This is a genomic window from Hymenobacter jeollabukensis (genome assembly GCF_005771675.1).
GTDB lineage: Bacteria > Bacteroidota > Bacteroidia > Cytophagales > Hymenobacteraceae > Solirubrum > Solirubrum jeollabukense.
The window spans coordinates 127,593-141,702 of the sequence record NZ_VAJM01000008.1; the positions used below are offsets into that span (position 1 = coordinate 127,593).

Genomic DNA, 14,110 nt, shown 5'->3' on the forward strand with positions numbered 1-14,110 from the left:
GGGCTGCTGCGGAAAAATGCAAACGGCCGCCCGGTATTGCCGGGCGGCCGTTTGCTGGATGACTGGTGCTGGGCGGGCTTACTCAACTACGACGCGCCCGGTGCAGGGGCGGCCCTGGGCATCGAGGGCGCGCAGGGTGTAGAGGCCGGCGGGCAGGCCGCGCACCGACACCTGGCCGGCCGTGACGCGGGCCGCGCGGGCCACGCGGCCGAGGGCGTCGAGGAGCTGCACGGGGGTGCCGGCGGGCAGGGCGGGCAGGTGCAGCTGGTCGTGGGCGGGCGAGGGGTAGAAGGCCAGGGGCTGGGCGGCCCGGGCGGGGCGGGTGGCCAGCACGTTGTCGAGGCGGGCCAGGAAGGTGGCGCCTGAGGGGGCGGTGGTGCTGAGCGAAAACGGCCCGAAGGTGCAGGTAGCGGCAAAGCGTCCGAGTACGAGCAGGCGGCCGGAGGCGTCGAAGCCGAGGTTGGAGGTTACATCGGTGTCGGGGCCGCCGGCCTGCTGCAGCCAGCGCAGCTGGCCCTGCGGGGAATACGCCGCCACCAGAGCGTCGCGGCTGCCGGCACTGGTAAGCGTTTGGGAGCCGAACTGGGCGGTGTTGCTGAAGTTGCTGGCCAGGTACACGTTGCTCTGCGCGTCGAGGGCGAGGTTGCCGTAGAAATCGGGGCCCGGGCCGCCGGCGGTTTGCAGCCACTGCTGGGTGCCCAGGGAAGAGTAGCGGGTGAGGAAGGCGTCGTAGTCGCCGAAGCCCGCGGCGGTGAAGGCGCCGAGCTGGGCCGGGCCGGTGAAGGCGCCGCTCAGGTAGAAGTTGCCGAGGGCATCGACGGCGCCGCCGTAGGGAATGTCGTCGCCGGCGCCGCCCAGCTGCTGGGCCCACTCGAAGGCGCCCTGGGGCGAATAGCGGGCCACGACGATGTCGTAGCCGCCGCGGCTGGCGTAGGTGGTGCCGTCGAGCACGATGGGCTGAATGGCGCGGTTGAGCAGGTAGGTTTGGCCGCCGGGCGCCACCACCAGCGAGGGGTAAGAGTAGGAGGGCGTGGTACCGGTAGCCGGGCCGTACTCCAGCACTTTATCGAAGGCCAGCAGCGTGCCGCTGGCGCTGGCGAAGCGGGCGAGGAAATTGGCGTAGCGGCTGGTGGTGAGGGTGGTGGTGCCCAGCGTGAGCGAGCTGCTGAACAGGCCCGTCAGGTAGAGGGTACCGGCCGCGTCGAAGCCCAGGCCGCTGCCGGTGCCGCTGTTGGCGCTTTGCTGGGCCCATTCGGCGGTACCCTGGGGGGAGTAGCGCACCACGAACAAGCGACGGCTGCCGCTGGTGGCGCTGCCGGTGAGGCTCAGGTTGTTGCCCAGGCTGATGGTGCCGTTGAAGGAGCCGGTGACGTAGACGTTGCCCGCCGCGTCGACGGCTACGGCCTGGCCGCTTTCAGGCCCGGCCGAGCCCAGCTGCCGAACCCAGAGCACCTGGCCGGTGGGTGCGTACTTGGCCAGGTACACGTCGGTATTGCCCAGGCTGGTGAGCGTGCTGGTGCCGACGCTAACCGTATTGTCGAAGCCGCGGATTTCGTAGGTATTGCCGGCCCCGTCGACGGTGCTGTAGCCCACGATGTTGGAGCCGGAGCCCACGACGGCGGCAGCGGCCCAGGCGGGCGGGGCGGTGGTTTGGGCCCGGGCGGGCCCGGCAAGGCTGGCGGCCAGCAGCAGGGCGATGGTGGAGAGGTAGCGTTGTAGCATGACTTATAAGGAGGAGGCGCAGCGTTTGGGAGGGACTACTCGACCACTACGCGGCCGGTGCTGGGACGGCCCTGGGCATCGAGGGCGCGCAGGGTGTAGAGGCCGGCGGGCAGGCCGCGCACCGACACCTGGCCGGCCGTGACGCGGGCGGCGCGGGCCACGCGGCCGAGGGCATCGAGGAGCTGCACGGGGGTGCCGGCGGGCAGGGCGGGCAGGTACAGCTGGTCGTGGGCGGGCGAGGGAAACAGCTCGGTAGCGGCGGCCCGGGCGGGGCGGGTGGCCAGCGGAGTGCCCAGGCGGGCCAGGAAGTAGCTCGGCGCGGCCTGGCCGGGCAAGGTGAAGGCGCCAAACGCCGCCGGCCCTTCGGCCGCGCCCCGCACGTAGGCCGTGCCGGCCGCGTCGAGGCCGAGGTAGAACGCTTGGTCGTTGGCGGGGCTGCCGGCCTGCTGGGTCCAGCGCAGCTGCCCCTGGGGCGAGTACGAGGCGAGCAGCACGTCGGTAGCGCCGGCGCTGGTGATGGTGGTGGTGCCGTATTGGGCGGTGCCCTCCGCATACCCGGCCAGGTAGGCATTGCCGGCTGCATCCAGGCTTACGTGGTTCCAGCCATCCTGGGCGGGGCCGCCCCCGCCACGGGCCCAGAGCAGCGCGCCGGTGGGCGCGTATTTGGCCAGAAAGGCGTCGGAGCCGCCGGCGTGGGGCAGGGTGGTGCTGCCGAAGGTGGCCGGGCCCAGCATACCGCCGGAAACGTACACGTTGCCAGCCGCATCGAGGGCGCCGCCGGACACGAACGTGCCGTCGGGGCCGTTGATCTGCTGGGCCCAGTCGCAGGTGAGCAGCGCGGAATACTTAATCACGGCCACGTCGGCGGCGGTGCTCGGCGGCGCCGTGCTCGTGGGGGTGAGGACGGGGCCCTGCGGGATGATGGGGGCGGCGCCCACAAACGAGGTCAGCACCACCGGCTCGCCGGCGGCGCCCACGGCCAGCTGCCGCCCCCCGTACACGTTGGTGGTGCTCGGAAACTGAAAGGCCGTGCGCAGCCATTCCACCACGCCCGTGGCCGCGGAGAGGCGGGCCAGGTAGGTGGCGCGGATCATCGCGCCCGCGCTGCCCGCACTGATCGTGACTCCGCCCATCTGCATCAGGGTCACGTAGTCGCCCAGCAGGAATACGTGGCCCGCCGCGTCGGTTTCGACGCCGAGGGACCGGAAGATGGCCGAGCCGGGGGCGCTGAACTGCACCCACTCGGCCGCGCCCTGGGGCGAGTAGCGGACCACGAATGCCTGGGTCTGACCATTGGGGCTGGGCAGGGTTACGTTGTTGCCCAAGGCGACGCCCCCCGCGTAGACGCCGGATACGTAGGCGTTGCCCGCCGCGTCGACGGCTACGTCTTCGGCGATAGTGAAGGCCGGCGAGGCGAGCTGGCGCACCCACAGCAGCTGCCCGGTGGGTCCGTATTTGGCCAGGAAGGAGTTGTTGACCTGGCTGGTGAGGGTGACCGAGCCCACGGTGACGGAGCCGTTGAAGACGCCCATGGCGTAGAAATTACCGGCGGCATCGACTACGCCTTTGCCGGAATTGTGGGCATTGGTGGCGGTGACGCCCTGCCAGGGCGGGGCCGACTGGGCCTGGGCGTTGGTGCAGCACAGCGCCAGGATGGCCAGCAGGCCGGCGGCGCGGCGGAAGGAGGAGCGTAAGGTCAGGGACACGGGAAGAATAAATAAGGACCGGAAATCAGGCCGCGTAGGCGCCCTCGGGCGTGCGGCGGATGAGCGAAAGGGCGGCCAGGGTGGCCAGCAGGGGCTCGACCTTCTCGGGTTTCACGCGCTTGAAGCGGGCGGCTACCTGGGCGGCGGTGAGGGGCTGGGCGGCCTGCTGCAGCGCGTCGCGCAGGGCCTGCATCTGCTGGGCCAGCTCGGTGGGGAAAGCCTCACCCCCCGACCCCCTCTCCGAGGGAGAGGGGGATCCGGACGATTTGGTTTTCGGCGCTTTGGCGGCGGGCTCCGGCGTGGGCAGGGGCAGGGCGGCTTGCTGCTGCTCGGGGGCCTGGTAGGCGGGGCGCAGGTAGCGGATGTGGCCGGCTTGCTCTTCGCGGGCGCGCTCGTGGTTGAGGCGCACGAGGCGCTGGAGCAGCTCGGCTTCGGGTAGGTCGTGGGGCCAGGCGTAGGCCTCGGCGACGGCGGCATCGAGCTGCTGGTGGAGGCTGAGCACCACGGAGGCCAGGCCTTGCTGGTTTACCTGCTGGTCTTTGGGGGAGAGGGGCTGCTGGGCGCGCAGCTTTTCCACCACGTTGTAGAGGTCGGTGAGGGTGAGGGCGGGGTGCAGGGCCTGCTGGCGCTTGCGGTGGGCGTCGAGCTGTTCGGCCAGCTCCCGGATGCGGGCCTGCTGGGCGGGCGTGGCGTCGGGGAAGGGGAAGGGGTCGAAGCAGCGGGTTTTCGCATAAACGGAGTCATTACCTACTCCTAGAAAACTGCCTGTTGCAAAGGCCCAAATGGTGTGGATTCGGCTTGATAATACACCTAGCTGGTATGCATCATCTAGAGCAAAAACGATGAGCTTGTTATCAGGTAGGATGTCGGCACTTAGAAACTGGAAAATCCGATGTTTAGAGGTTTCTACTGTTGCGATGTACCGGCTGGTGCCTCGTAGAGCATCCCGTAAATCAGTTCTGGCCCGCCGATGTAGCCACCAGTTGTTCCGTAGAATTGCGTCCCGGTTTTGGTCTCGTTCTGGTTTAACTCTTTCAACAAGTCTTTGATAGACGAGAGGGTACTTGGTTAAAACCTCAGTATCAGTCAAACCGAACATATCAATAACCATTACGCCGCGCGGTTTATCTGCCAAGTCTCGGCCGTTACGATAGGGACGGATATGGCTTTCTAAACCCGCTACTTTTCCGAGCCCTAGTTGACTAGCTTCCTCTTGAGTCAAAATGAACCCAGCGCCACCAAGTTCAAAGCCTCTGTTCGTCAGTTCTGCATTGGCCTTTAACGCCGAAGCAGTATCCAAGTCAGCACCGATAGACAAATCAGGCAAAATGCGTCCCTGCTGTTCCTCAAAAGTCACCTCCGCCGCTTCGTCGCCTTCCGCTACGGTTTCCGACTTGAGCGTCAGCAGCTGACCTACTGAGCCGGCGGCCGTGCGCTCCGCTACCGTCATGGCAATGCGTACGGCGGCACCTTCGGCTGCGTCTACCCAGGGGTGGTCGGGAATGGCGAAGGTGAGGGTCAGCGGCGGGGTGTCGCCCTCCAGGAAGGGCTGCATCACGCGGCGGTTGAAGGTTTGCTTGAGGCTGTTGGTGGTGATGAAGCCGAACCGCTCGGCGGGGCCTTGCTGCACGGCGCGGGCGGCGTTGTACCACCAGTACATCACCAGGTCTGCCGAGTCGGGCACCTTGCCTTTGTAGGCTTTGCGCAGGGCTTCGGTGTAGCCGTCGCCGAGGGCGTCGCGCATACGGGCCGGCCCCACAAACGGCGGATTGCCCACGATGAAATCGGCCTGGGGCCATTCGGCGGGCTGGGGGTTGGGGTAGTCCAGCACGGGGGTGCGGGCGGTTTCGTCGGGCACGGGCTGGCCGGTGGCCGGGTGCAGGCGGGTGCTGCCGTCCCAGCGCGTGACGGGCTGGCCCTGGGCGTCGAGGCGGGGCAGGGGCAGGTCGTGGCGCAGGGCGGCATCCTGCTGGCGGATGTTCTGGTACTCGTCGAGCAGAGGCTCGGCCAGCTGGGTGGCGCCGTGGGTGCGCAGGTGCCACTGCAGGTAGCCGATGCGCAGCACCACGTCGGCAATGGCGGCGGCGCGCGGGTTCAGCTCCAGGCCCAGCAATTGGCGGGGCGAAACGGTGGTGCCGCCGCCCAGGTCGAGCAGGCCGGAGTGGCCGAAGGCGTTGATGGCGGCCAGCACTTCGCCTTCGAGGCGCTTGAGGTGCTCCAGCGTGACGTAGAGGAAGTTGCCGGAGCCGCAGGCGGGGTCGAGGATGCGCAGGGAGGTGAGGCGGGAGAGGAAGCGCAGCAGCTCCTGGCGGGCTTCCTTGGGCTGGCCTTCCTCCAGGCGGCGGGCCGAGGCGGCCTGGGCGGCCGTCCACTCCCGGCGCAGGGGCTCGAGCACGGTGGGCAGCACCAGGCGCTCCACGTAGCGGCGCGGGGTGTAGTGGGCGCCGAGGGAGTGCCGCTCCTTGGGGTCGAGGGCGCGTTCGAGCAGGGTGCCGAAGATGGCGGGCTCCACCTCGGTCCAGTCGGCTTCGGCGGCTTTGAGCAGCAGGGCCATCTGGTCGGGGCTGAGCGGCAGGGCGCGGGCGTCGTGGAAGAGCTTGCCGTTGAAGCGCCGTACCCGGGCCTTGAGGTCGGAGGCGTAGCCGCCGGTATCCATCACCCGCCAGAGGCCGCTGAGGGCCTCGGGCAGAAACTCGCGCAGCTCGGGGGTGGAGTAGGTGCGCAGCATGCCGGTGAAGGAGGCTTTGGGAATGAGCCCCACGTCCTCCGAGAACATGGTGAACAGGCAGCGCATCAGGAACTGGGCCACCACCTCGGCCGGGTGCCCGGCGCGCTCTAGCTGGGCCGACACGCCCGCGAGGTAGCCCGCCAGCTCGCGGGTGACGCGGGCGGCGCGGCGGGAGGGGTCCAGCTCGCGGGGCTCCAGCCAGAGCTGGCGCAGCAGCTGCCGGGTGGCCTCGTCCTGCAGGGCGGCGAGCGGGAGGCGGAAGCGCGTCTGGTCGGGGAAGGGCACGAAGGAGTCGCCCACCCCGGCGAAGTTCGAGTACACATCAATGCAGTAGCCCACGTCGACGACGAGCAGGAACAGGGGCCGGGGCTCCTCGGGGGGCAGGGCGCGCACGTAGCCCAGGGCCTGCTGGCGGGCGGCCTGCATCATTTGCTCCCACTTCACCGAGCCGCGCACGGCGTGGCCCTTGCGGCGCTTTTCGGCGGGCAGGCCCAGCTCGGCCCGCTCCGATTTCTGCTGCTGGTCGGGGGTGTCGGTGCCCTGCTTGGTTTCGAGGATAAAGCAGCCGCGCCGGTAGAGGTCGATGCGGCCGGTGCTCTTCTTGCCGCCGTCGCGGAATTCCACGGCGCGTTCGAGCACGTACTGGTCGGCGGCGGGGTTGTCGGTGGTGGGGTCGGGGCGGGGCACGCCAAGCAGGTCGCAGAGGTCTTGCAGGAAGAGGCCGTAGTTGGCGCGCTCGGCGCCGCCGGCCGGGCGCCAGCGGGCTTCAAAGTCGGAGTAAGTCAAGGGTAATTCTGAATTAGAAATTCTGAGTTATGAATGGGGGTGGGAAGATAGGGCGGGGTGAGGAAATGGCCTACTTGGGGCCTCGTGACCCGGAGCCGAAAGGCGGCGCCTGGGCGGGCAAGGGCGCTTAGCGCCTATCCGACAAGCGCCGGGCCGGCCGGGCTCGGTTTCGCTCGGCCGGCCTTTGCCAGTCGATCCGGCTGCTCGGCGGGGCTCCTGGTCCGGCGCGTTACCCGCCGAAATGTCCCGCCGTGGTGCCGCCTGCGCGCCGACAAGGAGCGGGGAACCGGCCGAATTGGAGGGCAACTACTGCCTTTGGCGGCGCCCTGGTGGCGGTTCTGTACTTTGCGCCCATGTTGTTCCTTGCGAAGTCAGCCGGCCGGGGATGGCCGGCAGGGGTTGGCCTGCTGCTGGGCACCGGCGGCGCGGCCACGGCCCAAACCCCGCCGCCCGCCACGCCGGTCCGGCACGTGGTATTGGCCGATGTAACCGTGCGCGGCCAGCGGCCGCAGGCGGTGGGCACCTACCACGGCGAATACATTCGGGGCGTACGGCCGCTGACGCCGGGGCAGCGCTGCGTGGTGTGGCTGGCCTCGCCCGATACCAGCCAGCGCTTCGACCTGCGTGCGCTGACCGTGCCGCTGCATCAGCGCTACACGGCGGGGCGGCTGCACATCAGCTTCTACGCGCGCGGCACCGGGCTGGAGCTGCTCGGGGCCCCGCTGTCGGCGCCCCCGGTGGTGGTGGCGCCCCCCGACTCCATTGCCAAGCGCCGCACCCAGATGCGCCTCGACCTGCGCCCCGCCGCCCTGCAGTTGCCGGCGGCGGGCGTGTACGTGGTGCTGGAGTGCCTGCCCACCTTCCCCGATGAAACCTACCTGCGGCGCGTGGCCGTGCCCCGGCGGGCCAAAAAAGACGGCTCCACCATCGTCAAGCCCTACATCCTGACCCGGCGCGGCACCGACACCACCACCATCTGGACCTCCGTCGACGACTTTCCGAAGCTGCGGCAAAGCCCGGCGGGGTACACCGCCAGCACCTGGATGCGTTGGGGGCCCACACTACCCTACCGCCGGGAAAGTGCCCAATCGTTTCGCGGCAAGGCGGTGCAGGCCTTCGACACCGTGCTGCTGCTGGAGCTGCAGCCCCGGTAGCACCGGCTGGGCGGTGGGTGCTGGTCGGTGGGGGCCGGCTTCCTACCTTTGGCCCCTGCCATGCGCTATTCTCTTCTTTTCGCGGCCGGAAGCCTGTCGGGGCTGCTGGCGGCCGCCCTGCCCGGCCGGGCCCAGACGCCGGCCAATCCTACCCAGCCCTGGGGCAGCTGGTTTATCGGCACCCTGCAGCTGCCCGGCAGCGAGGAGCACCGCTGGGGCGGCTTCTTTGAGTTTCAGGCCCGCACCAACGCCGTGTTTCGCCAGTACTTCTACAACGAGCTGAAGGGCGGGCTGAGCTACGACATCAACAAGAACTTCGTGGTGCTGCTGGGCGGCGGCCGCTACGCCACCCGCGACTACCAGAACTGGGACGCCGGGCCGCTGAACGTGGAGAAGCGCCTCTGGGGCCAGCTCACGCTGACCCAGTACGCCAGCCGCCTGAAGCTGGAGCACCGCTACCGCGTGGAGCAGCGCTGGTTCAGCTACCGCGACGACAGTACCGGCCAGCGCAACCGCCTGCGCTACCGCCTCAACGCCTTCCTGCCGCTGAACCACAGCACCCTGGGCCCCAAAACGGTCTTTCTCTCGGTGTACGACGAGATATTCCTCAACCCCCGGGGGCCGGTGTTCGAGCGCAACCGCGTGTACGCCGGGGCGGGCTACCAGCTGACCAAGGCCCTGACCCTGCAGGCCGGCTGGGTGCTGCAGGCCAACTACAACCTGCCCACCATCAAGCAAGGGCAGTTCGTGCCGCAGAACACCTCGGCCAAAAACAACGTGGTGCTGGCCCTGAGCTACCGCCTGGCCCGCCGCAATGCCACCGCCCCCGCGCCCGAGCGCCTGCCCTCGCAGCAGGATTAAAATACTGCTGGATAACATTATTCGGTTTTTTAAATTCGTCGTTTAACTTGTCGGCCCGGCCCGGCGGGCACTGTTGCGGTGCTCCGGCGGGCCGGGCCGCGTTGTGTTTTTCTCCTTAACCTTTCCATTTATGTTGCATTCATTTACCCTGGGGCGCGCCTGCGTGGCGGCCGGATTGCTTACCCTCAGCACGCTGGGCGCGCAGGCCCAAAGCGTCAACCGCGACGCGGCTTTTGGCACGGCGGGCTCCGTTGCCACGAACCTCACGGCCGAGCGGTTTAATTTTTCGCCCGTGGCCCCGGGCGGCGCCACGTGGTCGGTGATGGGCCAGACGCTGGTGCAGGCCGACGGCAAAATCGTGGTGTGCGCGGCCAACGCCAACACCTGGACCGTGCGCCGCTACCACGCCGATGGCACGCCCGACACCGGCTTCGGCACCGGGGGCAGCGTGACCAGCGCCTTCCCCGGCAACCGCTCCGTCGCCAGCGGCCTGGCCCAGCAGCCCGATGGCAAGCTGGTGGTCGTGGGCGGCATTCAGGGCGACGTGGGCAAGGTGTGGGCCGCCGCCCGCTACACCGCCCAGGGCCAGCCCGACCCGGGCTTTGGCACCGCGGGCCTGGCGTATCCCAATCCGCAGCTTCCCACCGGGCCCACCGAGCTGGCCCGGGTGGTAATCCTGCCCGACGGCAAGCTGCTGGCCGCCGCCAGCTTCGACCACCTCAGCCCCACCCGCCTAGTGCGCCTGCTGGCCAACGGGCAGCCCGACAACACCTTCGGCACGGCCGCCGGCAGCGGGGCCGGCTCCCCCGTCGGCCCGATGTACTACGCCATGTTCAAGGACCTGCTGGTGCAGCCCGATGGCAAGATTCTGCTGGTGACGCAGGTGGCGCCGGGCAGCGCCCTGTCGCTCAACAGCACCCGCGTAGCGCGCCTGAACGCCGACGGCACGCCCGACACCGGCTTCGGGACCAACGGCGAAACCAGCGTGGTGGGCTATAGCACCGCATCAAACGGCCAGTCGCCCATCGAACGTTTCACCGCCATTCACGGCGCGGCCGTGCAGCCCGACGGCAAGATCGTGCTGGTGGGCAGCCTCTACGGCTCGGCCGAGTCGCCGATTATGTTCCGCCTCAACGCCAATGGCAGCGCCGACGCCGCCTTCAATACCGCCGCCTCGCGCAGCCTGGGCGCCGCGGTGGGCGGGCTGGCGGCCGTGACGGTGCAGAGCGACGGCAGCATCGTGGTCGGGGGCTCGTACTACCCGCAGTCGGCCCAGGTGCCCGCGCTGCTGCTGGCGCGCTACTCCGCCGCGGGCGTGCTCGATGCCGCATTTGGCAGCACCGCGGGCCTGCCCGCCGGCGCGCACGGTCTCGCCGTAGCCGATGGCGGCCTGGTACGCACGCTCTCGGCCCTGCCCAACGACCAGCTGCTGGCCTGGGAGGCCGTGTTCACCTCCGGCGCTACCAACCCGAGCATGCGCCTGACGCGCTACACCGCCGGCCGCGTGACCAGCCTGCGCCCGCGCCAGGAAGCGGTGCTGCAGCTGCAGCCCGCGCCGGTACCCACGGCCGGTGAGCTGAAGCTGCGCTACGTGCTGCCCGCCGCGGCCGCACCCCAGGCCACCGTGCGCGACGTGCTGGGCCGCGTGGTGGCTACCGCCCGGGCCGGGCAGCAGGCCGCCGGGGCCCAGCAATTGGCGCTGGACGTGCAGCACCTGGCCGCTGGCACCTACTCGGTGTCGTTGGAAGCCGGGCAGTGGCACCAGACCACCCGCATCATCAAGCAATAAGCTTCTGCGGGAAGCGGCCCCAGCGTCTGATTAAGCGCAACGCCGCCCCGGTAGCCTGCCAGGCTGCCGGGGCGGCGTTGGCATTTGCCGGAACCGTCAGTGCGGTGCGGGCGCGTCGGGTTCCACCCGCACCGCGTCGCCCAGGCGGATGAGGCCGCCCTGCACGATGCGGGCGGTGAGCCCGCCGTGGCCGCGCATGGCGTTGTAGCCGCCGGGGCCCAGCTCTTCCTCCATGCGCGAGCAGGGGTGACACTCGCCGGTGATGTCGAGCAGCACCTCGGCCCCGATGCGGATGCGGCGGTTTTTCAGGGCCAGCAGGTTGAGCCCGCTCACCACCAGGTTGCGCCGCAGCCGGCCGGGCGCTATGGGCTCGGCCAGTCCCAGGAAACCCGCCACCGCCGCTAGGTGCTCGTGCTGAATCAAGGTGACCTGCCGCTTGCCGCCGGGCTTGATGCGGGCATGGTCGCCGGCCAGGTGGGCGTCGGTGAGTACTTCCGCTTCGGGCAGGGCCAGCAGCGGCTCCCGGCGCTTGGGGCGCACCCCAATCCACTCCAGGCGGCCGGTCTGGGGCAGGGTGGAGAGCAGGCGCGTCACCACCGATTTGTCGTCGCCGAAGTTGGGGAAAGGCATGGGTCGTTTTTCGTTGTTGGTTGTTGGTTGTTCGGGGCTCGGCCGGGTTTTGTTTTTGGCTATTGGTATGGCGGTTACGGTCCGCTTTCAGGCAGGTACAGGCACCGCCGTTGGTCCAGAACGTTCACTACGAAAAACGAGCAACGAACAACGAAAAACGCTGAAATCAGCCTTCTACCAGCCGGGCCACTCCGAAGGCCGCCGCCGCCGCCAGCGCCCCGATGGCGGCCATCTTCAGGGCCCCGGCCACCGGCGGCTGGCCCGTCATGCGGCTCTTGAAGAAGCCGAACACCAGCAGGCACAGCAGCGTGATGACGGCCGACCAGAGCAAACCTTCGGCGGGCGTGGCGGTGACGAAGTAGGCGCTGAGCGGAATCAGGCCGCCCGCGGCGTAGGCCAGCCCGATGGTGAGGGCGCTGTTGCGGGCCCGGCGCGGGTCGGGCTCTTCCAGGCCCAGCTCGTATTTCATCATGAACTTCACCCACTGGTCGCGGTCGGCGGTCAGCTCGCGCATGGCCAGCTCCTGGGTGGCGGGCGAGAGACCCATATCGGCCAGCAGCTCCCGTACCTCGGCGCGCTCCACCTCGGGTACTTCGTCCACCTCGCGGTACTCGCGGCGCTGCTCGGCCGCGTAGTGGTCCAGCTCGGTGCGGCCCGAGAGGTAGCCGCCCAGGCCCATGGCAATGGAGCCGGCCACGATTTCGGCCAGCCCAGCCGTAATCACCAGCCCCGACGACTGCACGGTCCCGCTCAGGCCCGCCGCTAGGGCAAAGGGCACCGTCAGGCCATCGGAAAGGCCGATGACAATGTCCTGCAGCAGGGCAGAGCTGCCCAGGTGTTCTTCGGGGTGGGGGTGCTGGTGGTGGGCCGACATAGGGAGCGAAGCCGCCGGCAGACGCCGGCAATGCGGCTAAATATACGCGCTGGCCCTAACCTGGGCCGGTTGCTTGGCGTACTGCCGTCAGGCGCGGCCCCAAACCCGGGGCTGCCGCTCCGGCCCCCGGGCCGATTTCCCGCATCATCCGCACTTCTTTCCTTTCATTACCCCATGGCAACCAAAGCCACCCCCGCTAAAAAAGCCCCGGCCGCCCCGACCCCGCGCGTAGCCGCCGCCAAAAAAGCCGCCCCCAGCGCCAACGGCAAAGCCGACACCGCCAAAGCCGCGCAGGCCGCCGACATCGACGCCCCGGTGCGCCCCGTCGACCGCAACCAGCCGCTGGTGCAGCCCATTCTGAACCAGCAGAAAAATGCCCCGGCGCCGCTGCAGAAATACGGCACCGTGGCCCAGCGCCTGCCCATCGGCCTGAGCGAGCAAGTGCGCCAGGAAAGCGTGACCATGCTCAACCAGCTGCTGGCCGACACCATCACGCTGCGCGACATGTACAAAAAGCACCACTGGCAGGTGGTGGGCCCCACGTTCTACCAGCTGCACCTGCTCTACGACAAGCACTACGAGGAGCAGAGCGAGCTGGTCGACACCATTGCCGAGCGCATTCAGATTCTGGGCGGCGTGGCCATTGCCATGGCCGCCGACGTAGCCGAGCTGACCAGCATTCCGCGCCCGCCCAAGGACCGCGAAGAAGCCCCGGTACAGGTGTCGCGCCTGCTGGAAGCCCACCAGATCATGCTCAAGAACTGCCACGACTTCGCCAAGCGCGCCGATGACTCCGGCGACGACGGCACCAACGACCTGGTGGTGAGTGACGTGATGCGCGCCAACGAAATGCAGGTGTGGTTTGTGTCGGAGCACGTCGTGGACACCCCGCTGGCGAAGGCCGACTAAGCCAGGGCAACCCGCCTTATTCCAAACGCCAACGCGGCGGCTTTTCCTTTCCGGAGAAGCCGCCGCGTTGCGTGTGGTGCCGTCTGCCGCGCGGCTAGGTGCGCTGGTGCTCCAGCTTTTCGGCGTGGTTTTCCTCGGCTTCCTCCACGGTGTGGGTCAGGCCTAGGTCGTTGTCTTTCTTGGCTTTTTCGGCCAGCAGGCAGTAGAACTGGTGCAGCAGCACGATTTCCTCCTCGGTGAAGTCCTGGGCGTTGATGAGGCGGTTGCTGGCGCCCTTGGTGGCCGCAATCAGCTCGTTGAGCTTCAGGTGCAGCACCAAAGAGTCCTTGTTCTGGCCGCGCTGAATCAGGAACACCATCAGGAAGGTGACGATGGTAGTGCCGGTGTTGATGACCAGCTGCCAATCCTCGGAGTACTTGAAAATCGGGCCGGTAATGGCCCAGACCAGCACCGTGCCCAGCGCCAGCAAAAAAGCGCTGGTCGAGCCCGACCACTGGGTAATAGCCTGGGCGATGCGCTGAAAAAAGGAACCCCGGCGCTGCGAGCCGATTTCCAGAAATGCTTCGTTGCGGGTCATGATTGAGAGAAAAGAGGAGCTGTGGGAATGCACGGCAACTTCGGCACAAGCTATGAAGGCCCGGTGAAAATGCCTGTGGCTACATTTTTTATGCCTGATACCCTTGCTGCTACGCCCTCCAACGTAGAAAACCACTCCGCCGGCTTGCACTGCCCAAAAGCTTCTACTACTTTTGTCGCCACTTCGCCGCCCTCGACGGCGGAGCGGACGCCCTCCACAGCGTCGTTTCCGTGTTCTGCGCACATGGTGAAATTGGTAGACACGCCATCTTGAGGGGGTGGTGCCTTCGGGTGTGGGAGTTCGACTCTCCCTGTGCGCACTCCAACCCAGCGGCCGGTTCCTGACAACAGGAGCCGGCCGCTGGTGTTTTCGGG

The 14,110-nt window shown here is 68.3% G+C and carries 10 protein-coding genes and 1 tRNA gene; 5 read left to right on the forward strand and 6 right to left on the reverse strand.

Annotated elements, in window-relative coordinates; all coding sequences use genetic code 11:
- Nucleotides 1–78 precede the first annotated feature (78 nt).
- The 3 genes from FDY95_RS15895 to FDY95_RS15905 are packed head-to-tail and all read right to left on the reverse strand — an operon-like array spanning nt 79 to nt 6,942.
- Nucleotides 79–1,722, reverse strand: a complete 1,644-nt coding sequence (locus FDY95_RS15895) for an SBBP repeat-containing protein (protein WP_138079223.1) — start codon at nt 1,720–1,722, stop codon at nt 79–81.
- Between the two features lie 35 nt (nt 1,723–1,757).
- Nucleotides 1,758–3,428 carry a T9SS type A sorting domain-containing protein gene (locus tag FDY95_RS15900; RefSeq protein WP_138079225.1) on the reverse strand — a complete coding sequence of 557 codons (1,671 nt, stop codon included), beginning with the start codon at nt 3,426–3,428 and terminating at the stop codon, nt 1,758–1,760.
- A gap of 25 nt (nt 3,429–3,453) precedes the next feature.
- A complete protein-coding gene (locus tag FDY95_RS15905; protein WP_138079227.1) occupies nt 3,454–6,942 on the reverse strand; it encodes a class I SAM-dependent DNA methyltransferase in 3,489 nt (1,162 codons plus the stop codon).
- A gap of 353 nt (nt 6,943–7,295) precedes the next feature.
- On the opposite strand from FDY95_RS15905, the gene FDY95_RS15910 reads away from it, so the two are divergent.
- The 3 genes from FDY95_RS15910 (at nt 7,296) to FDY95_RS15920 (ending at nt 10,746) form a co-directional block, all read left to right on the forward strand.
- Entirely contained in the window at nt 7,296–8,096 is an 801-nt protein-coding gene (locus FDY95_RS15910; RefSeq protein WP_138079229.1) for a hypothetical protein, read from the forward strand.
- A gap of 60 nt (nt 8,097–8,156) precedes the next feature.
- Nucleotides 8,157–8,957 (forward strand): DUF2490 domain-containing protein, encoded by an 801-nt coding sequence (locus FDY95_RS15915; RefSeq protein WP_138079230.1) that lies wholly within the window; start codon nt 8,157–8,159, stop codon nt 8,955–8,957.
- A 130-nt stretch (nt 8,958–9,087) separates the two neighbouring features.
- On the forward strand, nt 9,088–10,746 hold the full coding sequence (locus FDY95_RS15920) for a T9SS type A sorting domain-containing protein (protein ID WP_138079232.1): 1,659 nt from the start codon (nt 9,088–9,090) through the stop codon (nt 10,744–10,746).
- 96 nt (nt 10,747–10,842) lie between these two features.
- Here FDY95_RS15920 and FDY95_RS15925 read toward each other — a convergent pair whose 3' ends face one another.
- Both FDY95_RS15925 and FDY95_RS15930 read right to left on the reverse strand, forming a co-directional pair.
- Nucleotides 10,843–11,376 (reverse strand): MOSC domain-containing protein, encoded by a 534-nt coding sequence (locus FDY95_RS15925; RefSeq protein ID WP_138079234.1) that lies wholly within the window; start codon nt 11,374–11,376, stop codon nt 10,843–10,845.
- A gap of 166 nt (nt 11,377–11,542) precedes the next feature.
- Nucleotides 11,543–12,250 carry a VIT1/CCC1 transporter family protein gene (locus tag FDY95_RS15930; RefSeq protein WP_138079236.1) on the reverse strand — a complete coding sequence of 236 codons (708 nt, stop codon included), beginning with the start codon at nt 12,248–12,250 and terminating at the stop codon, nt 11,543–11,545.
- Between the two features lie 174 nt (nt 12,251–12,424).
- Here FDY95_RS15930 and FDY95_RS15935 point away from each other — a divergent pair, with 174 nt between their 5' ends.
- Nucleotides 12,425–13,159 (forward strand): Dps family protein, encoded by a 735-nt coding sequence (locus FDY95_RS15935; protein WP_212744911.1) that lies wholly within the window; start codon nt 12,425–12,427, stop codon nt 13,157–13,159.
- A 94-nt stretch (nt 13,160–13,253) separates the two neighbouring features.
- Here FDY95_RS15935 and FDY95_RS15940 read toward each other — a convergent pair whose 3' ends face one another.
- On the reverse strand, nt 13,254–13,736 hold the full coding sequence (locus FDY95_RS15940; RefSeq protein ID WP_138079238.1) for a low affinity iron permease family protein: 483 nt from the start codon (nt 13,734–13,736) through the stop codon (nt 13,254–13,256).
- Between the two features lie 237 nt (nt 13,737–13,973).
- Here FDY95_RS15940 and FDY95_RS15945 point away from each other — a divergent pair.
- Nucleotides 13,974–14,055: transfer RNA gene (locus FDY95_RS15945), tRNA-Leu, on the forward strand.
- Nucleotides 14,056–14,110: the final 55 nt, after the last annotated feature.

Coding starts and splice junctions, on each gene's coding strand:
- FDY95_RS15930 (WP_138079236.1), bottom strand. CDS start 12,250: ATGTCGGCCCACCACCAGCACCCCCACCCCGAAGAACACCTGGGCAGC.
- FDY95_RS15920 (WP_138079232.1), top strand. CDS start 9,088: ATGTTGCATTCATTTACCCTGGGGCGCGCCTGCGTGGCGGCCGGATTG.
- FDY95_RS15895 (WP_138079223.1), bottom strand. CDS start 1,722: ATGCTACAACGCTACCTCTCCACCATCGCCCTGCTGCTGGCCGCCAGC.
- FDY95_RS15915 (WP_138079230.1), top strand. CDS start 8,157: ATGCGCTATTCTCTTCTTTTCGCGGCCGGAAGCCTGTCGGGGCTGCTG.
- FDY95_RS15910 (WP_138079229.1), top strand. CDS start 7,296: ATGTTGTTCCTTGCGAAGTCAGCCGGCCGGGGATGGCCGGCAGGGGTT.
- FDY95_RS15940 (WP_138079238.1), bottom strand. CDS start 13,736: ATGACCCGCAACGAAGCATTTCTGGAAATCGGCTCGCAGCGCCGGGGT.
- FDY95_RS15935 (WP_212744911.1), top strand. CDS start 12,425: ATGGCAACCAAAGCCACCCCCGCTAAAAAAGCCCCGGCCGCCCCGACC.
- FDY95_RS15925 (WP_138079234.1), bottom strand. CDS start 11,376: ATGCCTTTCCCCAACTTCGGCGACGACAAATCGGTGGTGACGCGCCTG.